Origin of the sequence: Tardiphaga sp. 709, assembly GCF_032401055.1 — a bacterium.
Lineage (GTDB): Bacteria > Pseudomonadota > Alphaproteobacteria > Rhizobiales > Xanthobacteraceae > Tardiphaga.
The window spans coordinates 3,588,549-3,612,711 of record NZ_CP135529.1 but is presented as its reverse complement, the minus strand read 5'-3'; the positions used below and the strand labels follow the sequence as shown (position 1 = coordinate 3,612,711).

24 protein-coding genes, 1 tRNA gene and 1 pseudogene are annotated in these 24,163 nt (G+C 61.2%); 10 read left to right on the top strand and 16 right to left on the bottom strand.

All coding sequences use genetic code 11. The features are described 5' to 3' along the window. Positions 1 to 135: 135 nt before the first annotated feature. Both RSO67_RS17655 and RSO67_RS17650 read left to right on the top strand, forming a co-directional pair. The gene (locus RSO67_RS17655; protein ID WP_068730214.1) at positions 136 to 822 is read left to right on the top strand and encodes a response regulator transcription factor; all 687 of its coding nucleotides are present in this window, start codon (positions 136 to 138) and stop codon (positions 820 to 822) included. Between the two features lie 72 nt (positions 823 to 894). Further along, entirely contained in the window at positions 895 to 1,344 is a 450-nt protein-coding gene (locus RSO67_RS17650) for a cyclic nucleotide-binding domain-containing protein (RefSeq protein ID WP_315839916.1), read from the top strand. Positions 1,345 to 1,350: 6 nt separating this feature from the next. On the opposite strand, the gene RSO67_RS17645 is transcribed toward RSO67_RS17650, so the two are convergent. The 8 genes from RSO67_RS17645 to tesB form a co-directional block, all read right to left on the bottom strand. Beyond that, a complete protein-coding gene (locus tag RSO67_RS17645) occupies positions 1,351 to 2,166 on the bottom strand; it encodes an exodeoxyribonuclease III (protein ID WP_315839915.1) in 816 nt (271 codons plus the stop codon). 66 nt (positions 2,167 to 2,232) lie between these two features. Next, the gene (locus tag RSO67_RS17640) at positions 2,233 to 3,087 is read right to left on the bottom strand and encodes an outer membrane lipoprotein carrier protein LolA (RefSeq protein WP_315839914.1); all 855 of its coding nucleotides are present in this window, start codon (positions 3,085 to 3,087) and stop codon (positions 2,233 to 2,235) included. Between the two features lie 193 nt (positions 3,088 to 3,280). Then, positions 3,281 to 5,767: a DNA translocase FtsK gene (locus tag RSO67_RS17635; RefSeq protein ID WP_315839913.1), complete on the bottom strand. Its 2,487-nt coding sequence runs from the start codon at positions 5,765 to 5,767 to the stop codon at positions 3,281 to 3,283. Between the two features lie 38 nt (positions 5,768 to 5,805). After that, positions 5,806 to 7,035, bottom strand: coding sequence for an aminotransferase class I/II-fold pyridoxal phosphate-dependent enzyme (locus RSO67_RS17630; protein ID WP_315839912.1), 1,230 nt, complete (start codon positions 7,033 to 7,035; stop codon positions 5,806 to 5,808). A 294-nt stretch (positions 7,036 to 7,329) separates the two neighbouring features. Beyond that, entirely contained in the window at positions 7,330 to 8,769 is a 1,440-nt protein-coding gene (locus RSO67_RS17625) for an ammonium transporter (protein ID WP_089263149.1), read from the bottom strand. Between the two features lie 54 nt (positions 8,770 to 8,823). After that, on the bottom strand, positions 8,824 to 9,162 hold the full coding sequence (locus RSO67_RS17620; protein WP_068730208.1) for a P-II family nitrogen regulator: 339 nt from the start codon (positions 9,160 to 9,162) through the stop codon (positions 8,824 to 8,826). Positions 9,163 to 9,631: 469 nt separating this feature from the next. Then, a complete protein-coding gene (locus RSO67_RS17615; RefSeq protein WP_068730207.1) occupies positions 9,632 to 9,970 on the bottom strand; it encodes a P-II family nitrogen regulator in 339 nt (112 codons plus the stop codon). A gap of 168 nt (positions 9,971 to 10,138) precedes the next feature. Beyond that, complete coding sequence (gene tesB, locus RSO67_RS17610) at positions 10,139 to 11,014, bottom strand: acyl-CoA thioesterase II (RefSeq protein ID WP_315839911.1); 876 nt, start codon at positions 11,012 to 11,014, stop codon at positions 10,139 to 10,141. Between the two features lie 142 nt (positions 11,015 to 11,156). On the opposite strand from tesB, the gene RSO67_RS17605 reads away from it, so the two are divergent. Next, positions 11,157 to 12,377 carry a ubiquinone biosynthesis hydroxylase gene (locus RSO67_RS17605; RefSeq protein ID WP_315839910.1) on the top strand — a complete coding sequence of 407 codons (1,221 nt, stop codon included), beginning with the start codon at positions 11,157 to 11,159 and terminating at the stop codon, positions 12,375 to 12,377. Between the two features lie 8 nt (positions 12,378 to 12,385). Here the strand turns inward: RSO67_RS17605 and RSO67_RS17600 are convergent, their stop codons facing one another. Beyond that, the gene (locus tag RSO67_RS17600; protein WP_315839909.1) at positions 12,386 to 13,363 is read right to left on the bottom strand and encodes a LysR family transcriptional regulator; all 978 of its coding nucleotides are present in this window, start codon (positions 13,361 to 13,363) and stop codon (positions 12,386 to 12,388) included. Positions 13,364 to 13,465: 102 nt separating this feature from the next. Here RSO67_RS17600 and gstA point away from each other — a divergent pair, with 102 nt between their 5' ends. Genes gstA through RSO67_RS17585 form a run of 3 tightly spaced genes read left to right on the top strand, consistent with a single transcriptional unit; the run spans position 13,466 to position 15,124 of the window. Beyond that, positions 13,466 to 14,092, top strand: coding sequence for a glutathione transferase GstA (gstA, locus tag RSO67_RS17595; RefSeq protein ID WP_315839908.1), 627 nt, complete (start codon positions 13,466 to 13,468; stop codon positions 14,090 to 14,092). Further along, the gene (locus tag RSO67_RS17590) at positions 14,089 to 14,787 is read left to right on the top strand and encodes a glutathione S-transferase family protein (RefSeq protein WP_315839907.1); all 699 of its coding nucleotides are present in this window, start codon (positions 14,089 to 14,091) and stop codon (positions 14,785 to 14,787) included. Before gstA ends, RSO67_RS17590 begins: the two co-directional genes overlap by 4 nt. 7 nt (positions 14,788 to 14,794) lie before the next feature. After that, positions 14,795 to 15,124, top strand: coding sequence for a multidrug efflux SMR transporter (locus RSO67_RS17585; RefSeq protein WP_315839906.1), 330 nt, complete (start codon positions 14,795 to 14,797; stop codon positions 15,122 to 15,124). 17 nt (positions 15,125 to 15,141) lie between these two features. Here the strand turns inward: RSO67_RS17585 and RSO67_RS17580 are convergent, their stop codons facing one another. From RSO67_RS17580 to trxA, 3 genes are read right to left on the bottom strand one after another with little or no spacing between them, the layout of a single operon-like run. Then, positions 15,142 to 15,342 (bottom strand): Trm112 family protein, encoded by a 201-nt coding sequence (locus RSO67_RS17580; protein ID WP_068730204.1) that lies wholly within the window; start codon positions 15,340 to 15,342, stop codon positions 15,142 to 15,144. Between the two features lie 47 nt (positions 15,343 to 15,389). Next, on the bottom strand, positions 15,390 to 16,064 hold the full coding sequence (locus RSO67_RS17575) for an LON peptidase substrate-binding domain-containing protein (RefSeq protein ID WP_315839905.1): 675 nt from the start codon (positions 16,062 to 16,064) through the stop codon (positions 15,390 to 15,392). Between the two features lie 30 nt (positions 16,065 to 16,094). After that, complete coding sequence (gene trxA, locus RSO67_RS17570; RefSeq protein WP_315839904.1) at positions 16,095 to 17,015, bottom strand: thioredoxin; 921 nt, start codon at positions 17,013 to 17,015, stop codon at positions 16,095 to 16,097. Between the two features lie 298 nt (positions 17,016 to 17,313). On the opposite strand from trxA, the gene RSO67_RS17565 reads away from it, so the two are divergent. From RSO67_RS17565 to RSO67_RS17550, 4 genes are all read left to right on the top strand, one after another. Continuing rightward, positions 17,314 to 17,388 (top strand) — tRNA-Gly (locus tag RSO67_RS17565). Between the two features lie 159 nt (positions 17,389 to 17,547). Beyond that, the gene (locus tag RSO67_RS17560; protein ID WP_170849625.1) at positions 17,548 to 17,997 is read left to right on the top strand and encodes a hypothetical protein; all 450 of its coding nucleotides are present in this window, start codon (positions 17,548 to 17,550) and stop codon (positions 17,995 to 17,997) included. Between the two features lie 259 nt (positions 17,998 to 18,256). Further along, entirely contained in the window at positions 18,257 to 19,525 is a 1,269-nt protein-coding gene (locus RSO67_RS17555) for a PQQ-dependent sugar dehydrogenase (RefSeq protein WP_315839903.1), read from the top strand. 76 nt (positions 19,526 to 19,601) lie between these two features. After that, positions 19,602 to 20,192: a c-type cytochrome gene (locus tag RSO67_RS17550; protein WP_315839902.1), complete on the top strand. Its 591-nt coding sequence runs from the start codon at positions 19,602 to 19,604 to the stop codon at positions 20,190 to 20,192. 54 nt (positions 20,193 to 20,246) lie between these two features. On the opposite strand, the gene panE is transcribed toward RSO67_RS17550, so the two are convergent. The 4 genes and pseudogenes from panE to RSO67_RS17530 all read right to left on the bottom strand — a co-directional run bounded on the left by panE (position 20,247) and on the right by RSO67_RS17530 (position 24,123). Next, positions 20,247 to 21,170 (bottom strand): 2-dehydropantoate 2-reductase, encoded by a 924-nt coding sequence (panE, locus tag RSO67_RS17545; protein WP_315839901.1) that lies wholly within the window; start codon positions 21,168 to 21,170, stop codon positions 20,247 to 20,249. A 138-nt stretch (positions 21,171 to 21,308) separates the two neighbouring features. Beyond that, entirely contained in the window at positions 21,309 to 22,046 is a 738-nt protein-coding gene (locus tag RSO67_RS17540; RefSeq protein ID WP_315839900.1) for an SDR family oxidoreductase, read from the bottom strand. A gap of 12 nt (positions 22,047 to 22,058) precedes the next feature. Beyond that, a complete protein-coding gene (locus RSO67_RS17535; RefSeq protein ID WP_315839899.1) occupies positions 22,059 to 22,673 on the bottom strand; it encodes a 2-hydroxychromene-2-carboxylate isomerase in 615 nt (204 codons plus the stop codon). A 103-nt stretch (positions 22,674 to 22,776) separates the two neighbouring features. Further along, positions 22,777 to 24,123 (bottom strand): annotated as a pseudogene (locus tag RSO67_RS17530) (MATE family efflux transporter). Between the last annotated feature and the right edge of the window lie 40 nt (positions 24,124 to 24,163).

Below are 24,163 nucleotides of genomic sequence, written 5' to 3'. Positions count from 1 at the left end.
AGCAGTACATTCGCCGGGAATGTCGCTGATTTTGCGCTAGAATATGCGTTAACGGCGAAGCCTGTCACGATTTCTGGCCCACTGTTTCAGCGCGGCGAACAACGCTCCGCCGCAGCCGTTCAAAGGATTGTCGCAATGCCCAATGCCCGCAAGATCCTGATCGTGGATGACGATACTGATTTGCGCGAGGCGCTGGTCGAGCAGCTGTCGCTGCACGAAGAGTTCGAGGCCTCCGCTGTCGACACCGGCGCCAAGGGCGCTACTGCAGCCAAGGCCAATTCCCCCGATCTGGTGCTGATGGATGTCGGCCTGCCCGACACGGACGGTCGCGAAGTCGTGCGCAGCCTGCGCAAGGGTGGCTTCAAGGCGCCGATCATCATGCTGACGGGACACGACACCGATTCCGATACCATTCTCGGTCTGGAGTCCGGCGCCAATGATTATGTCGCCAAGCCATTCCGCTTTGCTGTGCTGCTGGCGCGCATTCGTGCGCAGCTCCGTCAGCATGAAGCCAGCGAAGACGCTGTTTTCACCGTCGGTCCCTATAGTTTCCGACCTGGCTCCAAGATGCTTACCGGCGCCAATGCCAAGAAGGTCCGCCTGACCGAGAAGGAAACCGCGATCCTGCGCTTCCTGTATCGCGCCGGCCAGTTGCCGGTGTCGCGCGAGACGCTGCTGCAGGAAGTCTGGGGCTACAATTCCGGCGTCACCACACACACGCTGGAAACGCATATCTATCGGCTGCGTCAGAAGATCGAGAAGGACGCCGCCAATCCTGAAATCCTGGTGACGGAAGCCGGTGGCTACAAGTTGGTGCCGTGATACGATTGGGGAGCCGATTCGCCATTAGCTGTTCGGTGCCCTCCTTCGCGCGTCCCGATCACACGGTTCTACATGTCGATCGATGATGATGTAGCCCTGCTTGAGCGCGTCCCGACATTGCGCCTGTTGGGTATCGCCGCTTTGCGCGTGATCGCGATCGGCTCCGAACAGCAGGAATTTGCACGGGGCTCCGTGCTGTTCCGGCAGGGCGACGATGCCGATTGCGGCTACGTCGTCCAGACCGGCGCATTCCGCATTAGTCTCGACAACGGCAGCGATCATGAAGTGATCGCAGGTCCTGGCACATTGATGGGCGAACTTGCACTACTGGTGGCAATGCAGCGGCCCTCGACGGCGGTCGCCACGGAATATTCCAGTACGATCCGGATCACACGCAGCCTGTTTCAGCGCGTGCTCGACAGCGATCCGGCAGCCGCGCGCCGTCTGCGTGACGACATGGCGACCCGCGTCAGCCAGCTCGCCAGCGACGTGACGCTGATCGGCGCCAAGCTCAGCCAGTAACTGATATCAAAGCTCCAGCACCGTCGTGACCGGGACGTGGTCCGATGGCCGCTCCCATCCGCGTGCATCACCGGTCACGGTGAAGTCGCGGATCGAATCTTTCAGCGCTGACGACACCCAGATGTGATCGAGGCGGCGGCCGCGATTCGACGCCGCCCAGTCGGCAGCGCGGTAGCTCCACCACGTGTAGATCTTTTCGGACAGTGGAATGCGTTCGCGCGCGACGTCGATCCAGTTGCCTTCGCTCTGCACGGCGAGCAGCTTTTCGCACTCGATCGGCGTATGCGACACGATCTTCAGCATCTGCTTGTGCGACCACACGTCATTCTCATGCGGTGCCACGTTGAGATCGCCGACCAGGATGTGACGCGCATCACCGCGCGGATGCAGCGGCTCGCAGGTCTTCATCTCGTCGAGGAACGAGAGCTTGTGCGCGAACTTCGCGTTCACGTCCGGATCCGGGACGTCACCGCCGGCAGGCACATAGAAATCATGCACGATCAGCGGCACGGTCATGCCGGCCTTTTCGCCGAACGATACCGAGATGTGGCGTGAGTCCAGATTGTTGCAGAACACGCGGATGTCGCTGCTCTCGAACGGAAGTTTCGAAACGATGGCGACGCCGTGATAGCCCTTCTGCCCGTTCAGCACGACATGGTCATAGCCGAGCTGTTTGAAGCGCTTGAGCGGAAAGGCATCGTCCGGGCACTTGGTTTCCTGCAGACACAGCACATCCGGCTGCATCTCTTCGAGAAACTTGGCGACAAGGTCGATGCGCAATCGCACCGAATTGATATTCCAGGTGGTCAGGGAAAAACGCATGGAAATCCGATGGTGAGACGGCGCAAGCGCGCCTGCTCATCATGAGGGCATCACCTGCAGCGAAAACTAATTCGCGCCGCTGGTGGGATACTTGGTGAAGTCGATCTTGAACAGCCCCGGGTCGGGCTTTTTCGCGGTATCGAGATTGTAGATCGCGACCGTGGTGTCATAGCCCTGCGGGTCGGTGACGGTCCACTGCTTGAGCTGGCCATCCTTGGTGCCGACCATCAGCATCAGGCGCGAGGTGCCGACCAGCGCGTTCTTTTCCTCGATGGTCACCGACGTATAGAGGTCGTCAGCGGTGACGGCGACCACATTGGTGTCCTTCATCAGATCGATGCGATCGGACAGCAGATAGCGCAACGGTGTCTGCGACAGCGGGTAGATGTCCTGGGTTGCCAGCTTGGAATCGCGGACGGCGAGCGACTGGCCGTCGGACACCATGGCGATGGTCGTCGGCGCATCATATTCGAAACGGACCTTGCCGGGCTTCTGGATGAAGAAATCACCGGTGGTGCGGCTGCCGTCCGGGCCCACCTGAACAAAGTTACCGCTCAGATTGCTGAGCGATGACAGATAGCTGCTGACTTTGCTCGCCTGCGCCTTCTGATTGGCGTCGAAGCTCATGAAAATGCTGGCGGGAACGTTGCGGCGCGGATCCGGAATGATTGGATTCGGCGGCGTGGATGACGTCGTCGATGTCTTGGGTGCGATTGCAACTGGCGGCCGAACGGCCTGGGGCTCGGAGGCCGACATCTGGAAACTGCCATTGCTGCGCGCTTGCGGTGCAGGTCGCGGCAAGGGGATCGACTGGGCATAGGCCGACGGCGCCACACTAGCGGCGACAAACGTCGCGACGAGGCCGGCTGCGCCGATGCGCAGGAAAGACCGGTCTGCGGCGTGATGGGTCGGGCGTCTCATCAAGGCGTCGTCCTGCTCGGCGGGTTCGGCGCATTTTACCGCGCTTTGCGTCAGAATGGGTACCGGTTTTGCGGTCCGGGCGGTGGTCTCTTGCGCCTCCGTCGCGGCTGACGCCACCAGCGCAGGCGCTAACCCGGAGCTGTGGCGATTTCGCGACTCGAAAGCGGGATTGTCCATCGACAGGGTCAAACTCTCAGAACCCGCTTTCTTCTTCTTCGATCAGAATTTCGCGTTTACCGGCATGGTTTGGCTGACCGACGATGCCTTCATTTTCCATGCGCTCGATCAGCGACGCTGCGCGATTGTAACCGATCTGCAGCCGGCGCTGGATGTAGCTGGTCGACGCCTTCCGGTCGCGCTTGACGATGGCAACGGCTTGCTGGAACAGATCGCCACCACCGCCATCGGCACCCATGCCGGTCGAATCGAATACCGCGCCGTCCTCGCCTTCTTCCGGTTCTTCGGCGGTGACCGCCTCGAGATATTCTGGCTCGCCCTGCATCTTCAGGTGGCGCACCACCTTCTCGACTTCCTCGTCCGACACGAAAGGACCGTGTACGCGCGAGATGCGGCCGCCGCCAGCCATATAGAGCATGTCGCCGCGGCCGAGCAGTTGCTCGGCGCCCATCTCACCCAGGATGGTGCGGCTGTCGATCTTCGACGTGACCTGGAAGGAGATACGCGTCGGGAAGTTCGCCTTGATCGTGCCGGTGATGACGTCCACCGACGGTCGCTGCGTCGCGAGGACGACGTGCAGACCGGCGGCACGTGCCATCTGCGCGAGGCGCTGCACCAGGCCTTCGATGTCCTTGCCGGCAACCATCATCAGGTCGGCCATTTCGTCGACAATGATGACGATATAGGGCAGCGGCGCGAGATCGAGTTTCTCTTCCTCGTAGATCGCCTTGCCGGTCTCCTTGTCGAAGCCGGTGTGAACGGTGCGCGAGAGCTCCTCGCCCTTGGCCTTGGCTTCCACGAGGCGCGCATTATAGCCGTCGATGTTACGCACGCCGAGCTTGGCCATGCGCTTGTAGCGCTCTTCCATCTCGCGCACGGCCCATTTCAGGGCGACCACGGCCTTCTTCGGATCGGTCACGACCGGCGTCAGCAGATGCGGGATGCCGTCATAGACCGACAGTTCGAGCATCTTCGGGTCGACCATGATCAGGCGGCACTGATCCGGCCGCAGCCGGTAGACCAGGCTGAGAATCATGGTGTTGATAGCGACCGACTTGCCCGAACCGGTGGTACCGGCGATCAGCATATGCGGCGTGCGCGCAAGATCGATGATGATCGACTCGCCGCCGATATTCTTGCCGAGGCAGAGCGGCAGCTTGATGCTGCCGTCATTGGTGTCCTGCACGGTCAGCAGTTCGCGCAAGTAGACGTTTTCGCGATGGGCGTTCGGCAGCTCGATGCCGATGGCGTTGCGACCGGGAACGACGGCGACGCGGGCGGACAGCGCGCTCATGGAGCGTGCGATGTCGTCGGCAAGGCCGATCACGCGCGACGACTTGATACCCGGTGCGGGTTCGAGTTCGTACAGCGTGACGACGGGGCCGGGATTGGCTTTGACGATCTCGCCGCGCACGCCGAAGTCCTGCAGCACGCCTTCCAGCGCGCGCGAATTGGCTTCGAGTTCGGCTTTGCTGAGCGGCTTGCGATCGGCGGCCTTCGGCGCGGTGAGCATGCCGACGGAGGGCAGTTCGAACTTGCCGTTGGATTTCCGCACCGGCTCCTTGGCCGAGGATTTCTTGCGCGCCTTCGGGGCGGGCTCCTCTTCCTCTTCTTCTTCCTCGTAGTCGTGCTCTTCGTCTTCGTCGTGATCGACCACGTCTTCGTCATGCGGCGCAATTGACGGACTATTGCGACGAGCGCCGAGGTTCGGTTCCTGACGTTCGAAGGATGCCGCGCGCGCCTTGGGTTCGCTCGCAACCATCTTGCCATAGATCACCGAGAGCAACCGGCCGAGACGCGCCTTCGCGCTCATCACGGCATGCGCGGCCCAGCCCAGCGAAACCGAAATTGAGCTGCGATCGCGGGTTTCGTCTTCCTCGAATGGCTCGTCGTCTTCCTCGATGTCGATCTCGGCAAACTCTTCCTTCGCCTGCGCGCCATAGCCGCAGGCGATGAAGAAGGTCACGATCATCGCCGCGCAGAGAATAAAGCCGAGTACGAATCGATAGATGAAGCCGACGGGGCCAAATACGACCGCGGGCGCGCGAAACAGCGCGTCGCCGACCACGCCACCGACGCCGGTCGGCAGGGGCCACGACCCGCCATGCTGCCAGCAGCTGGCAAAGCCTGATGCGATGATGGTGCAAAGGACCCAGCAACCGATACGCAGTGCTTCGCGATCGAAATGCCGATGCGTCATCATCCGCCAGCCCCAGACGGCGATGGTGAGAATCATCATGATCGCGCCGAGGCCGAGGATCTGCATCAACAGATCGGCGCCGATCGCGCCGGGATAACCGGCGACATTGCGGATCGCACGCGAGGTGGCATGGCTCAGGCTCGGGTCCTGTACGGACCACGTCATCATCGCTGCCGCCGCGACACCTGCGGCGCAGACCAGGCCAAAGCCTGCCAGTTCACGCAGCCGTCGTCCCAGCATCTCGCGAATTGACGCGGGCAGATGGCCGACGAGAGGAATGACGCGTTCGATCGTGGTGCTCATACCGGAGTGCTCATGCGCCCTGCATTAATCCAGGATCTTCAATTCAAAATTTTCACCAGCCGATGCAAAGCCTCGGCTGTCGTTTCACTGTCCTGCACCATGGCCAAACGAATATAGCCGGCGCCGGGATTGCTGCCGTCGGCCTGCGGGCGCGCCAGATAACTTCCGGGCACCACGCGCACGCCGCCATCGCGATACAGTCTCACGGTTGCCTCTTCGTCACCGCCATATGCGGAGACATCGAGCCACAGACAGAAGCCGCCGGCCGGTCGCTTGTAGCCGTAGCGATTGCCGAGGATCTGATCCGCAAGATCGAACTTCAAGCGGTAGAGCCTACGATTCTCTTCCACATGCGCTTCGTCGCTATAGGCGGCAACCGCGACCTGCTGCAGCGGTACCGGCACCTGCGGCGCGGCGACGTTGCGCAATTCGTGAAACGCGCTCAGGAACTTCTTGTCGCCCGCGACGAAGCCGACGCGCATGCCTGGCAGATTCGAACGCTTAGACAGCGACTGGAACGCAACGACATTGGCATAGTCGGGTCCGGCTGATGCCAGCATGCTGCCGGGCGCGGCCTGTGTGTAGATTTCCGAATAGCATTCGTCGGACAGCACGATGAAACCGTAGCGCAACGCGAGGTCGTGCAGCTTCTTGAAGTAAGCGGGCGTCGCGACGGCGCCTTGCGGGTTTGCCGGCGATGCGACGTACATCGCCACCGTGCGCGCCAGCGTGGCCTCATCGAGTGCGTCGAGATCGGGAAGGAAGCCGTTGGCCACCGTGGTCGGCATGAAGATCGGTTCGCAACCCGCGGCACGCGCACCGGCGCCGTAGGCTGGATAGAACGGATTTGGCAGCAGGATCGCCGGCGTGCCTTTGCGCGGGCCGACAAAGCGCGCGGCCGTGATCGCGGCGAAGAACAGGCCTTCGCGGCTGCCATTCAGCACCAGTATTTCGGTTTCCGGATCGAGGGCGCGCGGGAGATTGAAGCGCGTACCCATCCACGTAGCGGCGGCGCGGCGGAACGGCTCAATGCCCTTGGCGATCGGATAGCGGCCGAAATCGGCAGTGTGTTTGGCGAGGACCGGTCCGACGAAATCCGGCACCGGGTGCTGCGGCTCGCCCAATGACAGTGTGATCAGCGGTTGGCCGGGCTGATATGGCGCCAGCAATTCCGTCAGCCGCGCAAACGGTGAACGCTCGCCATTGGGCCCAGCCGAGGTCCGGCTGCCAGCGCCTTGCGCCGCGGAAGGAGGAGCGGTGAGTGCCATCAGGAAAACGCCAGTACTTTCAAGGCAGCCGATCGCCCCATGAGATCGGCCGAAACGAGATCAAACCACCATAGATACGGCGAGGTTAAGACGCGATTAACCATCGAGGGGCCGGCCTTGCTATCACGTGTTCGGCGGCCGTCCAGGCCTGCGCGGAGATCAGAATGGCCGCCCAAAAAGTGAAAGGCTCCAGCTTGCGCTGGAGCCCTTCGACGGTTGGGACATTGCCGGGTAGTGCCCCAACCGATCCCTTTGTGAGCATCCCGGACCGATGATCCGGGATACTCGTGACGCTTACATGTTGTAGGCGCGTTCGGTGTGCTCGGTGACGTCGAGGCCTTCGCGCTCGACTTCAACATTGACGCGGAGACCGACGATCACATCGACGACCTTGAACAGGATCGCCGAACCGACGCCCGACCACACCAGCGTGGTCGCGACAGCCTTACACTGCGCGATCATCTGGGTGACCATGTCGTAGTCGCCAATCTTGCCGGCGACGTAGTCCATGACGCCCGTGCCGCCGAGGGCCGGGTTGACCAGGATGCCGGTGCCGAGCGCGCCGATGATGCCGCCGACGCAATGGACGCCGAACACATCGAGCGAGTCGTCATAGCCAAGCGAGTTCTTCACGACGGTGCAGAAGAACAGGCAGACGACGCCTGCGACCAGACCGAGAACCATCGCGCCCATCGGGCCCGAGAAGCCGCAAGCCGGGGTGACGGCGACGAGGCCGGCAACCGCGCCCGATGCTGCACCGAGCAGCGACGGGTGACCCTTGGTCATCCACTCCGCGAACATCCAGGCCATCGCCGCAACCGCAGTTGCGAGGAAGGTGTTGGTCATCGCGAGAGCGGCAGTGCCCGAGGCTTCGAGGTTCGAACCGACGTTGAAGCCGAACCAGCCAACCCACAGCAGAGACGCGCCGATCATGGTCATGGTCAGCGAGTGCGGAGCCATCAGTTCCTTGCCGTAGCCGGTGCGCTTGCCGATGATCAGGCAACCCACGAGACCAGCAATGCCGGCGTTGATGTGAACGACGGTGCCGCCGGCGAAGTCGAGAGCGCCCCACAGGAACACCTGGCCGGCATCGGCCATGACTTCGTCAAGCTTGGCCTGAGCCGCAGCCTTCGCATCGGGAGCCGCAGCCGCAACAGCCTTGGCGGCTGCGACAATGGCGTCCGGACCGGCCCAGTACCAAACCATGTGCGCGATCGGGAAGTAGATCAACGTCACCCAGAGCGGGATGAACAGTGCAATCGCGGCGAACTTGGTGCGTTCTGCGAAGGCGCCGACGATCAGGCCGGGGGTAATGGCGGCAAAGGTCATCTGGAAGCAGAAGTAGACGAGTTCCGAGATGTTGGCGTCTGCGGTGAACGAAGCAGCCATCGAGTCAGGCGTCACGCCGGCGAGGAACGCCTTGGAGAAACCACCGATATAGGCCGAACCGCCAGTGAACGTGATGCTGTAGCCGTAGAGAGCCCAGATCACCATCACGATGCAAGCGGTGTAGAGGACCTGCATCAACACAGAGAGCATGTTCTTGGAACGAACGAGGCCGCCGTAGAACAGGGCGAGGCCCGGGACTGTCATCAACAGAACCAGCACCGTCGAGGTCATCATCCAGGCGTTATCGCCCTTGTTGACCGTCGGATCGGCGTAAGCCGCAGTTGCGGCGAACAGGCCAACGGCGAGTGCCGCCAATCCCGCGCCAGAGGGACGCTTAAACGTCATTGTGTTTGACTCCTGATTGAAGAATGGGTGAGCGCGAAATCCGAGGAATTCGACTTAGAGGGCTGCAGCATCGGCCTCGCCGGTGCGGATGCGAACCGCGTGGTCGAGGTTGATGACGAAGATCTTGCCGTCGCCGATCTGGCCGGTCTTGGCGGCCGTGGTGATGGCTTCGATGGTCTTGTCGACCTGATCGGAAGCGACAGCCACCTCGATCTTGATCTTGGGCAGGAAGCTCACCGCATATTCAGCGCCGCGATAAATTTCCGTATGGCCCTTCTGCCGGCCATATCCTTTGACTTCCGTCACCGTCAAACCATGAACGCCAATGGCGGTCAGGGCATCACGGACTTCCTCAAGCTTGAATGGCTTGATGATCGCCATAACAATTTTCATGGGTCCTATCCCCGCTTGGGCCCGACCGAAAACCGACCGGGCGATCTCGACTGAGGTTCACCACGCGGAGAAGTTCACTACGCGGGCACAGCCAGACCAGATAGAATCAAATGCCGTGCCAGATCGGCGGAATTCTCTAACGGTTTATGAATCCCCAGCTTTTCGCGTTTCTCACGTGATGAGACAGAGTGCGCTATTCCGTCGCGCCCAAACTCTAGTCAATCCTGCCCAAAAGGGAAGCATGACAGGCTCTCGACATATTCCTGCTTAGGCGGCGGGCAGCCCAGAGGTGTCCAAATACGTCAATCCGAGGCAAAAAACTCGAAATTGTCTAATCTGCAGGCCTTCCAACTGGCGCGCGTAGAATTGACATGGTTCAACCGGGCAAGGCAGTAGAGCCCTTCGGGCGTATTCGAGCGGACTGTGAGAGCAGCTCTGGCTGAAAGCCCAGTGGGCGCTGGCTTATTGCCTAAAGCGCGTCGCTGTCGGTCTCGCCGGTGCGGATACGCAGGGCGTGGTCGATCGGGGTCACGAAGATCTTGCCATCGCCGATCTGGCCGGTCCGGGCTCCGGTGGAGATGACCTCGACCGCCTTGGCTACGAGATCGGATGCCACAGCGATTTCGAGCCGCAGCTTGGGTAGGAAATTCACGATATACTCGGCGCCGCGATACATCTCGGTATGGCCCTTCTGCCGGCCATAGCCTTTCACTTCGGTCACCGTCATGCCGTGGACGCCGATAGCCGTCAAAGCCTGACGCACTTCATCGAGCTTGAAGGGTTTGATGATCGCGACCACGAGCTTCATGCAGGGCTTCCTCTTCGGGGCGGTGTACGACACTGCTTACGCAATCGCGCAACTTTATGCCATCCCTGTTGGCACGACGCGTGGAAATTGGGCGCCGGCGCTGCCTTCGGGCGGGCCAACTGCACGCCAGGACGGCAAGCAGTAATTCCGGACTGGAAGCGAAGCGACTTACGTCGCTGGCTTCTCGCGTCGCTCGCGTACTGAGCCTTCCTGCGCCACGGTCGCCACCAGCGTGCCGTCGGGCTTGAAGATCAGGCCGCGCGCGAGGCCACGGCCGTTCTGGGCGCTCGGCGAATCCTGGCTGTAGAGCAGCCATTCGTCGGCGCGGAACGGGCGGTGAAACCACATGGCGTGGTCAAGACTGGCCGCCATTGCCTGCCCGTCGAACAAAGTGCGGCCATAGCGGGCCATGATGGAATCGAGCAGTGAAAAGTCCGACGCGTAGGCCAGCGCGCACATATGGAGTGCCGGATCGTCCGGCAGCTTCGCGGCGGTACGAATCCAGAAATTAATCCGCCCCTCCGGAATCTTCTCGCCGGCATAACGCTGGAATTCGACCGGACGTAGCTCGATCGGCCGGTCGGACTCGTAATAACGGCGGATGAAATCGGGCATCTTCTCGATAATCGGATGTTTCGAGAGCTCTTCCGCAGTGAGTTTGTCCGGCGGTGGCACGTCCGGCATAGGATCCTGGTGGTTGAACGAGTCCTCCTCCTCGGCGTGAAACGACACCATCATCGAGAAGATCGCGTGGCCATGCTGGATCGCGGTGACACGCCGGGTCGAATAGCTCTTGCCGTCGCGCAGCCGCTCGACCTCGTAGACGATCGGAATCTGCGGGTCGCCGGGCAGGATGAAATAACAATGCAGCGAATGCGGCATGCGGTTTTCGACGGTGCGGCACGAAGCCACCATGGCCTGGCCGATCACCTGGCCGCCGAACACCCGCTGCCAGCGCGTTTTCGGGCTGCGACCGCGGAACATGTTCACCTCGATGGTCTCGAGATCGAGGATATCGATCAGATCGATCAGGCTCTTGGACATGTCGGCATCTTTCGCTCAGCGGCAATATTAAGGGAGGTTTACCAAGACCTTGGCCGTGGAGGCCCTGGTCCCATTGCCGCCCTTGTTTCGCGATCCTGTTTCGCCCAGCTATAAGCGCGTGGCAACAGCGAGAACGGATATCATGGCGGCACAACGAGGCATTGTCATCGGCGGCGGAGCGTTTGCCGGGCTGGCATTGGCGCTGGCGTTGCGGCAGGGGCTTGGCCCCGATCTGCCGATTATTGTTGCCGATCCCGCGCTGGCGGCCAGGCCGAGCCGCGATCCGCGCGCCACGGCCATCGTTGCTGCCTGTCGGCGGCTGTTCGATGCTCTCGGTGTCTGGGATGCTGTGGCTGCCGAAAGCCAGCCGATCCTCGACATGGTCGTCACCGATTCCAAGCTGGAAGACGCCACCCGTCCGACCTTCCTGACCTTCGGCGGCCATGTGGAGCCGGGCGAGCCGTTCGCACATATGGTCGAAAATCGCCGGCTGATCGACGAACTGGTGATCCGCGCCGAAGCGGCGGGCGTCGACCTGCGTGCGACTGCGGTGACGACATTCGATTCACGGGCCGACGGTGTCAGCGTCACGCTCGGTGATGGCAGCGTGATTGAAGCAGCACTTCTTGTCGCCGCCGATGGCGCGCGCTCGAAGCTACGTGAGCGTGCGGGCATCGCGACCCATGGCTGGGACTATGACCAGTCCGGTATCGTCGTCACCGTCGGTCATGAGCGCGATCATGACGGACGTGCCGAAGAACACTTCCTGCCCGCCGGGCCGTTTGCAATTCTGCCTTTGACTGGCAAGCGTTCGTCGCTGGTGTGGACCGAGAAGCGCACGGAAGCCGCACGCATCGTTGCGTTGCCGGACGATGAATTCCATGCCGAGCTTGAGAAGCGCTTCGGCCTGCACCTTGGCGAGGTCAAAGCACTCGATAAGCCGCGGGCATTTCCACTCGGCTACTTCGTCGCGCGCTCCTTCATCGGCGAACGGTTAGCGCTGATCGGCGACGCCGCACATGTGATCCATCCGATCGCGGGGCAGGGACTCAATATGGGTCTCAAGGACGTGGCGGCATTGGCAGAGACCATCGTCGATGCTGCAAGGCTCGGCATGGATTTCGGCCAGAGCGATGTGCTGGAGCGCTACCAGCGCTGGCGCCGCTTCGACACCATGACGATGGGTGTCGCCACCAACGTGCTGAACGTCCTGTTCTCGAACGATCTGCCCTTCGTGCGCAGCATCCGCGACATCGGTCTCGGCATCGTCGATCGCCTGCCGCCGCTGAAGGGCGCGTTCATCAAGCAGGCGGCGGGATTGTCAGGCGATGTGCCAAGGCTATTGAAGGGCGAGGCGCTGTAGTCAGCACGTCATGCGGTTACGCCGCTCAACGTGGAAGGTTTCTGATTCTTCTCGCCTTCGAACAGCGGGCGCTCGCGGATCAATCCTTCGCCGACGAGATCGAAGAAGGCCCTGACGCGCGCCGTATTCTTCAAATCCGCATGAGTCACGATCCAGAGTTCACCCTCGAGTTCCTTGAGGGGCTCAGACAGTGCTCTCGCCACCCCGGCGTCGTGATCCGCGAGATAGCACGGCATCAGCGCGAGCCCGATGCCGGCTTTCGCTGCGACGAGCTGGTTGACCAGACTGTTCGTCCGATAGACGAAGGCCTTCGATGGCGCGGCGCGTGACAGCCAGTCGGCAGCCGCGATGCCTGATGTTGTTTCGTCCCAGCCGATCAAGGAATGGCGATCGATCTCGGATGGATTCGATAACGGGCCGCCAATTGCCTCGAGATAGGCAGGGGCGGCATAGAGCCCCCACGCGATGGCCGACAGTCTGCGTCCCCAAAGATCGCCTTCCTTCGGACGGATAGGGCGCAATGCGATGTCGGCTTCGCGGCGCGACAGGCTCAGCACACGGTTTTCGATCACCAGCTCCACGACGATGCCGGGGTGAGCCCGCTGGAACGCGGCGAGAAGCGGCGTCAGCCGGCTATAGGCCAGCGTTTCCGACGACGTGACCGTCAGGCGGCCCGACAAACGATGATCGCGACCGGATATGTCGCGATCGAGCGCCAGCGCCTCGTCTTCCATGCGCTCCGCGCCGGCAGCCATCCGCGCACCGGCCTCGGTCGCCTGGTAGGCGCCGCCTGGAAGTCGTTCGAATAGGCGCACGCCAACCTTGCCCTCCAACGCTTTCAGGCGGCGGAAGGCCGTGGAGTGATCTACGCCGAGTGTGATCGCCGCCGCTGTCAGACTGCCCACGCGTTGGATGGCGAGCGCCAGCCGAAGTTCGTTCCAATCATCCATGTTGACGAAGATAGCAGTGGGTTTGCTTGCAGTCACGCAAGCCTCGCTGGCGAAATGCCAATGGGACTTGCGCCTGCGCGGACGCTACCTTGCTCGTGCGATAGCGAACCCACGACGGATGCAATGAAAGATCCAGCCATGAAACTCTATTACGCCACCGGTACCTGCTCGCTCTCGCCGCACATTGCTGCGAACGAAGCCGGTATTCCGTTTGAACTCGTGCGGGTGGATATCCGGAAGTCGCCCCATGTCACCGAGGCGGGTAGCGACTATTCGGCGGTGAACCCGAACGGTTATGTGCCGGCGCTGGCGCTCGATGACGGCACAGTGCTGACCGAGGGCACCGCGATCGTTCAATACCTTGCGGACCTCAAACCCGAAAGCGGGCTGGCGCCGCCTGCCGGCACACCGCAACGCGTTGAGCTGCAATCCTGGCTCAACTTCATTGCTACCGAACTCCACAAGATGTTCAGCCCGTGGCTGTTTCACCCCGAATATGGCGCGCAGGCGGGAGATGTTGCACGCGCAAAGATCGCAGAGCGGCTGGCGTCCGTCGAACGCCATCTGGCGGCGGGCCGGCCGTTCCTGCTCGGAGAAAGCTTCACAGTGGCCGACGCCTATCTGTTCACGATCGTCGGGTGGTCCAACTTCACCAAGGTGGATCTGTCCAACTTTCCGCATCTGCGCGACTTCATGGCCCGCGTCGAAGCGCGGCCCGCTGTGCAGCAGGCCATGCGCGCCGAGAGAATAAAGGTGAGCGCATGACCGTGGATCAGCCAGGCGCGCCAGCACTGACGCTCGTCAGTCATCATCTCTGCCCTTACGTGCAGCGAGCGGCCATCGTGCTTGCCGAAAAGGGCGCCCGTTTCGAGCGGTGCTATATCGATCTTGCGCACAAGCCGGATTGGTTCCATGCGGTCTCGCCGCTGGGCAAGGTTCCGCTTCTGCTTGTCCGGCGCGACGGCAATGACGCTGCCGCGCTCTTCGAGAGTGCGGTGATCTGCGAATATCTCGAAGAAACGCAGATGGGCGTACGGCTTCACCCATCCGATCCGCTCGAACGAGCCGCGCACCGTGGCTGGATCGAGTTCGGCTCGTCGATCCTCGCGGATTTGTGGGGATTCGAGACGGCCACCGAAGCGAACGGCTATGAAGCGAAGCGGAAGATGTTGGCCGGAAAATTCGGTCGTATCGAGAACGTGCTAACCGCAGCGCCGTTTTTCGCGGGGGAGCACTTCAGTATGGTCGATGCGGTTTACGCGCCGATCTTCCGCTACTTCGATGTGTTCGATACCATCGCTGACACGGAAGTCTTCGTCCAAACACCCAAGGTTCGGGCATGGCGCGCAGCGTTACGCGGGCGTCCGAGCGTAGCGAACGCCGTCACGGCCGACTACGCCGAGCGGCTGCGTGCATTCCTCGCTGAGCGCGACGCACATCTTCTCAAGATCGCAGCATGAGGCAGCCATGAGCCAGGGTGTCGCATGGCTGCTACTGATCGTGGCCGGGCTTCTGGATGTGGGGTGGGCGATCTCGATGAAATATGCCACGGGCTATACCCGACCAGGCTGGACCATCGTGTCGCTGACTTTCCTCGCCGCGTTCGTCTATCTGCTCGGTCGGGTTCTGGAAGTTCTGCCGGTGGGATCCGCCTACGCGGTGTGGGTCGGGATCGGTGCAGCCGGGACGGTCCTGTTCGGAAGCGTGCTGTTTGGCGAGTCGATGACTCTGCTGCGCGGCGGCGGGGTCGCCCTCATCGTCGCGGGCATCGTCGCCCTGAGATTTGCGCCGGCATGAGCTGCCAGAGCAGAAATTCAGTCGATCTTCCGCGCTTCTTCCGGCAGCATGATCGGAATGCCATCACGGATCGGATAAGCAAGCTTGGCCTGGCGCGAGATCAGCTCCTGACGGGCGGCATCGAATTCGAGTTGGCCCTTGGTCAGCGGGCAGACCAGAATCTCGAGCAGCTTGGCGTCGACGGTGCTTTCGGCGCGCTCGATTGGCGGTGTGGTCATGGGTGCGCTCCGGTGATGCGGTCGTTGATCATGGTTATTTATCAGAATTACTGCAGCGGTGGGTCGCCGCTGGTGCGTTTCTTGGCCAGATCCATTTCAGTGATAGCGATCAGGATCTCGGCGCGGGTCTTAAGGTCAGGGGCTTCGAGCATCGCCTGCTTCTCAGGGGGACCATAGGGCGACATCATCGCCAGCGCGTTCACCAGGGCCTCGTTGGGAGCCTTGTCGATGCCTTCCCAATCCACTTTCAGGTTGTTGGCCTTGAGGAAGTCGGTGAGCACCGCGAGCAGCGCAGCCCGATCGACATCATCTTCGCCCTTGCGTGCCGTGAAATCGTCGATGAAGGGGAAGTAGTCGACCTTGCACTGCCTGTACGCGGTCAGCACCGAGAGTTCCTGCACCACCTCGAAACGGGAAACGCCGGTCAGTTCGAGGATGTAGCGGCCGTCACCGGATTCGGCGAGCTGGGTGATGCGCCCGACACAGCCGACTTTGAACAGTACCGGCTTGGCCTCATCCGGCGAATGCGCCGCATCGGGCTGGATCATGCCAATCAGCCGGTGCCCGTCGCGAAGCGAATCGTCGATCATCGCGAGGTAGCGCTGCTCGAAAATGTTCAGCGGCATCTGGCCGCGCGGCAGCAGCAGCGCGCCCGGCAGCGGAAAGACCGGGATCACCTCGGGAAGTTCGGCAGGCCCGCGATAGTCGGCATTGATGGGCATGTCCGGTTCCGATTCGTCACGCGAGAAGAATTACGAGAACAGGATAGTCGATAACCGCCTGCGACCGTCAACGGTGGCCTCGTCCGTCGGTCCCCAGGCGTCGAAGAACTGGATCAATTGCTTGCGGGCGCCGTCGTCATCCCATTTGCGGTCGCGCTTGACGATTTCGAGCAGGTGACCCGTGGCTTCACTGCGTTGATTGGCGCCATTGAGCGCGATCGCAAGGTCGAAGCGGGCCTGATGGTCGAGTGGATTCGCGGCGACCTTCTGTTCAAGTTCGGTGACCGGACCGAGCGCGCTGGCCTGTTCGACCAAATCGATCTTGGCCTGCACGGCCTTGACCGCAGCGTCCTCACGCTTCGCGGCCGGGACGAGCTCAAGGGTCTGCTTGGCCTGCTCGATGGCGCCGGTCTCGACGTAACAGCGGGCAAGGCCAGCAATGGCGGCGATATTGCCGGCATCGGCGGCAATCACCTCGCCATAGATCGAGGCGGCGGTCGCCGGATCGCCTTCAGCCAGAATCGCTTCAGCCTCCTGAAGCAATTCCGCTGCCGTGGGCTCGGCGCCGGGCATGCCAGCTGTCAGCTTGTCGATGAACGCATTGACCTGGCTCTCTGGAACCGCACCCATGAAGCCATCGGCCGGCTGGCCGTTGACGAAGGCGATGACGGCGGGGATCGACTGGATGCCCATCTGGCCGGGAATCTCCGGATTCTCATCGATGTTCATCTTGACCAGCTTCACCTTGCCCTTGGCGGCGGTCACGGCTTTTTCGATGACAGGAGTCAGCTGACGGCACGGACCACACCAAGGCGCCCAGAAGTCGATCAGGACCGGCTGGCGCTTGGATTCCTCGATGACGTCCTGCACGAATGTGCGGGTGGTCGTGTCCTTGATGAGAGCGGTTGCTGCCTGCGGCGTCGCGGCGCCGCCCTGTTCCATGATGGTCACGTGAACCTCGCTCGATGTCTGAAAAATTTGGCTGCTTCTAGCATGGCCTGAGCGATTAAATGGCGTTCGTGACAGTAATTTGCAATCCGGTGAAATAGGTCCGGCAGGGGCCGATTCGACCCCGGAGGCGACATTTGGTTGTTTTGACCCGTTTTCTGGGCAAAATCGGGCTCAAAGGGCCATAAACCGCGATTAACTCGCCGCGATCCGAGATGCAGTCTAACTGTTGCATTCGCCACCGGCATTTGGCATAGGTCTGCGCGTCGGCGGCGAGCAATCGCCGCCTGTCTTCTCGGATGCGGGTGTAGCTCAGTGGTAGAGCACGACCTTGCCAAGGTCGGGGTCGAGGGTTCGAATCCCTTCGCCCGCTCCAGAATTTTCCTGGTTTTTGGCATCAGTTTTATCGATCGCAGGCCGCCGTCAGGCGGCCTTGTCGTTTGTGATCCGCAGGCATGCAGATCCGCCCCGCATCGCTTGAAATCATCGGGCGTTGGGCAGACAATCCACGGGCGAAGCGGGTACGAGACTGACGATGCCGTCGACCACTGATTCCAATCTGGAAATTGCCAAGCGTGCCAATGACGAGGCGCGGGCGGATTTTGCGACCTGGGTGATGATGGCGAAGCTGAAAAGCCTCGACGCGCTGCCGCAGGAAGCCCAGACATTCTACGCGGGCTATCTCGCGCTGCTGGCGCGTGGCAAACAATCCGAGCCAGCCGCGGCCGAAGCCACCATCCAGACTGTCTACCGCAGCTATTATTCCCGCATGGGCGGCACCGGCATCGCGCCCATCATCAAGACGGCTTCGAGATCAAGACCAATGCCCGACGACAACAATAACAACGTCACGCCTTTTCGCCGGATCAAGCCCAACACGCCACCGCCCCCGCGCGAAAAGAAGAAGCTGCCGGTCGCGCTGATCTTCATCGGGTTGATCTTGCTGGCCGTTGCCTGGCGCTATCTCACCAAGGGCAGCCTTTAAAAAAACGTAGCAGTGATCGTGCGATGATGCGGTGCGATGCGCCAATTGCATCATGCTACTGGAACTAACTCTCAAAATTTCTTTTCAGGATGTCGTCGTGACGGCGACGTCTTTCGTTTGCGCGAGCGTTAGTTGCGCTTTTCAGCTGCGACATTTGTGCTAGCATCTCACTGTCTGAGAAAATCACAGACCAATAAAGTTCGTCTCGAACGTTCAATAAGACATAGCAGCCGCAATAAGCTGCACAGGGAGTGACGCGATGAAATCGATGACTGGTCGATCCGTTGTTGCGTGCGCCGCCATCCTCGCTACGGCGATCGGCATGGCCTCGCTCAATCAAGCGAGCGCACAGCAAAAGCTCAAGAGCTACAAATCCGATACCAAGGAATTCTGGACCAATCCGCCGGACGACTGGTTCCTCGGCGACGAGACCGAGGCACAGAAGGGGCTGGCGCCGCCGTCGGGCCCGCCGACCGGTGCGTCCGATGCCGAACTCGCAGCCATGATGAAGAAGATCAAGCTGCCGCCGGGATTCGAGATCGAGGTCTATGCATCCGGCGTGCTGGCGGCGCGGCAGATGGCCTGGGGCGATAAAGGCACGCTCTTTGTCGGCTCGTTCGGTCTCGGCAATGTCTATGCGATCACCGATAAGGGCGGCAAGAAAGAGGTCAAGACCGTCATCAAGGGCATGAAGATGCCGACGGGCATCGCCTTCCAGGACGGTGCGCTCTATGTGATCGATATCAACAAGCTGATCAAATACGAGAATGCCGAGGCCAATATCGACAAGCTCGGTGATGGCAAGGTGGTCTATGACGACATGCCGTCATTCGCGGCGCATGGCTGGAAGTATCTAGCGCCTGATAAGGACGGCTGGTTCTACGTTCCGTTCGGACCTCCCTTCAACATCGGCATTCCGCCAACCAGCCTCTCGCAGATCCGCCGTGTCGATCCCAAGACTGGCAATGCCGAAATCGTGGCGCTGGGCGTTCGCAATTCGGTGGGCGGCGACGTCGATCCCCGCACCGGCAAATACTGGTTCACCGAAAATGCGCGCGACTGGATCAGCGACGATATGCCGAGCGACAAGCTCAACATGATCTCGAAGCTTGGCGAGCATTTCGGTTATCCGCATTGCCATCAAGGCGACATGCCGGATCCGAAATTCGCCATGGGTCACAAGTGCTCCGAATTCACGCCGCCGGTGTTGAATCTCGGCGCCCATGTCGCGCCTCTGGGGATGAAGTTCTACACCGGAAACATGTTTCCTGCCGAATACAAGAACAACATCTTCATTGCCGAGCACGGCTCGTGGAATCGGCACAAGTATCAGGGCGCACGTATCAAGCGTGTGATCGCCGGGCCGGATGGGAAGAACGCCAAGCAGGAGATCTTCGCCTCCGGCTGGATCGAGGGTGACCAGGGTTATCTCGGCCGCCCCGCCGATATCGTCCTGGCCAAGGATGGATCGCTGCTGATTGCCGACGATTGGGCAGGCGCAATCTATCGCATCAGCTACGCGAAGTAAGTCGCGAATTGCGTGAGGCTGGAGTTGTGTCATCCGCAGCTCCAGCCTCATGTATTCTGGAATGGGAATGTGGCTCATGCATCGTTCTGCAATCGCGGCTGTTCTTGTCTTTCTAGTTCTTGGTTCTGGGTCCAGTCCGGCTGATGCCGCCGATATCGCCGCGGGCAAGGAGAAGGCCGAGCTCTGCAGCGGCTGTCACGGCGAAAACGGCATTTCGCAAATGGAGAACGTCCCTTCGCTCGCCGCACAGCCGGATCTGTTTATCCAGTGGCAGCTGGTGTTCTTCCGCTCGGGCACGCGCAAGAACGAACAGATGCAGCCTATCTTGGAGCAGATCGACAACAACGATATCCGCAATCTCGGCGCCTATTTCGCGTCGCTGAAACCGCCGGAGGGCAAGAAGCCCGATGACAATCCGGATTTGTCGGCCAAGGGCGCGCAGGCGGCGGTCGGCCGTCGCTGTGCATCGTGTCACACGGAAAGTTATGGCGGCACGAAGGCGGTGTCGCGCATCGCCGGACAGCGCGAGGACTATCTCGTCAAGGCGCTGCGTGACTACAAGTCCGGCGTCCGCGCCGGTGGCGGCATGGCAGCGATGGCCGAGGTTGCCTATTCGCTCAGTGAAGAAGAGATCACCGCGCTGGCGCATTATCTGGCGCATCTATGAAGGAAATCCGTAGCTCGGATTGCGATTGGCTTGATCCGGGCTACGTGGTGATGCTTACGCTACTCGCTGATGCTCATACACCTTGAGATGCGTATAGATCATCCGTAGTCGCGGCACGGCGACTTTGGCGGCATCGGCGCGAGCGATGACATCTCCGACGATCTGGTCGGCCTCGATCTGCGCCTTGTTGAGGATATCGCGATACATCGAGGCGGTCATCTTCGATCCTTCTGCCGTCAGCATGCCCTCGGTGCGTTCCAGGAACGCTGCCCGCGGTGCGAAGCCATTGGCCTTGGCGACAGCGCTCATTTCATCGCGCACGCCGAGGATGAAGTCGCGGCCGCCGGGGGCTGCCACGATATCGCCGACAGCGCCGCGCATGGCGCTGGTCGAGCCGGCAATCGTCGCCAGGAACACCCACTTCTCCCACATATCCTGCATGATGTTGTCGGAGGCCGAGCCGCCGAAGTTACCGGTCGCCATGATCGCGGCGATCGCTTTCACGCGATCTGAACTACCGCCCTTGCGTTCGCCGAAGCTGAGCACCTGCATCGGCGCCATCTGGACGACCTCACGCGCCTCGTTGAGCGTCGCTGCGATCTGGCATTGGCCGCCCATGACATTCTCGGCACCGAACTTCTTCTCCAGCACGTCGAGATGCTTCATGCCGTTGAGCAGCGGAATGATTGCCGTGTTCGGCCCAACCGCGGGTGCAAAGGACGCGATGGCGTCGTCGAGGTCGAAGGCCTTGCAGCTCAGCAGCACGACATCGAATTTCTCCTTGATCGCATCCGCCCGCACCGTCGGCGGATTCTTCAGGGTCACGTCGCCATGCGGGCTCTTGATGACAAGGCCGGCGCTTGCCAGCTCTCCGGCGCGCTTTGGGCGGACGAGAAAGGTGATGTCATTGCCGGCCTGCAACAGCCTGCCGCCGAAATAGCCGCCGATGGCGCCGGCGCCGACCACGAGAATACGCATTGAGCAATTCCTTAGTTGGGTTGTTCTGAATTTTATTGTTCGATTGGTTCAGACAGAGATCTCATCCCGGCCCAAACACAGTCGCGTTTAGGCGAGAGGCCCGAAGCCACGCTCCTCACCATAAGGCAGGGTTTGCTTCTACCACTTCTCTCCGAACGGGCGGATCTCCAGCTCGAACGTCCAGGCGCTCCGTGGCTGCTGATAGAGCTGCCAGTATGACTGAGCGACCGATGCCGGTGGCATCAATAAATCGGGATTGTTCAGCGCCTCCTTGCCCCACATCTGCTCGCGGCGCTCGCGTACCCAGGCGGTGTCGACGCCGCTGTCGATGATCAGATGGGCGACATGGATGTTCTTCGGTCCGAGTTCGCGGGCCATCGCCTGAGCTACTGCACGCAATCCGAATTTGGCCGATGCAAAAGCGGCAAAGCCACTGCCGCCACGCAAGCTCGCGGTGGCGCCAGTGAAAAAGATGTTGCCCTGGCCACGCGGCATCATCAGCCGCGCAGCTTCGCGCCCGGCCAGGAAGCCGGAATAGCAGGCCATCTCCCAGACCTTGCGAAATACCCGCTCGGTCGTCTCCAGGATCGGGAAATTCACATTGGCGCCGACATTGAAGATGCAGACCTCCAATGGCGCATGCGCATCGGCGTCATCGAGGAAGGCGGCGATCTCGTCTTCCTTGCGGGCATCCAGCGAGCGCGCCACGATCGTGCCACCCATGGCCTCGATCTCCGCCACCAAAGGCGCCAGCTTGTCGCCGTTGCGGCGCCCGGCGAACACCGTGAAACCTTCGGCAGCAAATTTCTTGGCGATCTCGGCGCCGATATAGTCCCCGGCTCCGATGACAGCGACAGTGGCGTTGCGCTTCTGCATGAAACTCTCCCGTTACTTGCTGGCGCCGGTGATCAGTTCCTCGACTTCACGCAGCTGCTCCTTGCCGAAGAACATCTCGTTACCCACGAAGAAGGTCGGCGAGCCGAAGGCGCCGCGCTCGACGGCGGTCTGTGTGTTCGCCACCAGTACCGCCTTTACCTCGGGCTCCTGTCCGCGTGCGAACAATCTTGCGCCATCGAGACCCGAGTCGGTGAGCGCTTTGATGGCCACTTCGGGGTCGTCCATCTTCTTTGGCTCACCCCACATATGATGGAATGCCGCTTCGACGTATTTCTCGAACACGCCGTCAAGCTGTGCCGCGATGGCGACGCGCATCAGGTTCAGTGTGTTGACCGGAAAGAACGGATTCATCGTGTAGGGCTTGACGCCGAAACGCTTCACGAAGCGCTCGGTCTCGAGCTCATGAAATTCACGCTTGTTCTTGACGCCGGCATAGGTCTCGGCCGGCGAGCGATTGTTGGTGGCCTTGAAGATGCCCCCCAGCAGCACTGGGACGTATTCGAATGTCACGCCGGTGCGCGCTTCGATCGCCGGGATCGCCAGATGGCTGAGATAGGCGTTGGGGCTGCCGAAATCGAACAGGAATTGTGGCGACGTCTTGGTCAAGGCGGTCTCCCGAATTTTTATTGGGCGCAGTGTGGCGCAGCACGTGCGATGCGTCCACATCTTTTATGATGACCGTAATGCTATGGCTTGACGACGCATAGTGTCAGATCAGACGCTGTATGGTCCGTTTGCGCCACACCAGCATGTAATAGCTCATCTGCAGAACAAACATGGCGCAGAAGGTGATGGGGTAAGCGGCCCAGACGCCATCGAGACCGATAGTGCGGCTGAGGATGACAGCCGAGGGCACCTCGATGGCAACGATGGCGAAAACCAGAAGCGCCAATGGTGCGAATACCGTTCCGCTGGCACGCATCATTCCGGAGAATGTTGTGGCCATGCCGAACAGGACCGAACTCCACAGTACAATGTGAAGCGATCGCTGTGCGAGTTCGAGGACCGCGGGATCGACAATGAAAAAGCTCATGAGGGTGCGGGAGAACAGGTAGGCGATCGCCACCAATCCGCCGGTCAGGACGAGGTTCATCAGCAATCCGGTGCGGACGATGGCGCTGAGCCGGTCGGCCTGGCCGCGGCCGATGGCCTGCGCGCCGAAGATCGAGGCGGTAATCGAGATCGAAATGGCCGGAAACTGTACATAGCTCAAAATCTGGTTGACCGCGCCATAAGCGGCGGTCGCGTTGGAGCCGAAGCCGTTGACGAGGCCGAGCAGCACAAGTTCGGCCACCGACATTACGGCCATGCCGATCGCAGAAGGGATACCGATCCGCAACACCTTGCGCAGCAGCGCGGGGTCAAGCCGTATTCTGCGCAGGAACTCCGCGTCGGGCGCGAGCGCGTGCTTCTTGCGGCGCAGGTACATGGCAAGCCAGAGTAGCGTGAACGCGCTCGACGCGGCCGCGGCGCAGGCAGCGCTGGCCACGCCAAGCTGCGGCAGGCCGAACCAGCCCTGGATCAGCGCCGGTGTGACGGTGAGGCCTATGAATGTGGATAGTGCAAGCGCCCATAGCGGCGTCACGGTGTCGCCGACGCCGCGCATCATCGATGTCATCAGAATGAAGATGAAGGTCGCCGGCATCGCCAGCATCATGATCCGGGCATAGGCGCTGGCCTGGTCGAGAACATCCGCCGGTGTCGCAAGCGCAACCATCATTGGTCGGCTCAACAGGCCGCCGAACACCGCGATGATGACCGCTAGCAGAAGAGCGACAGCGAGGGTCGTGCCGGCCACCGCCTTTACCTTGTGGCGCTCGCCCGCGCCCCAGGCCTAGCCAATCAGCACCGACGCGCCCGCTCCCAATCCCACGACGAAGGAGATGAAGAAGAACATTACCGGAAAGAACACCGATGCCGCCGCGAGCGCATCGACGCCGATCATCTGGCCGACATAGATGCTGTTGATGGTGCCGAACAGCGATTGCAGAATATTGCTCAGCATCATCGGTGCAAGGAAGGTGAGAAACGTCCTCCACAAAGGACGCGGTGTCATCGGCAAAGGCTCAGACATAGCGGGTTCTCGGTTGGCACGA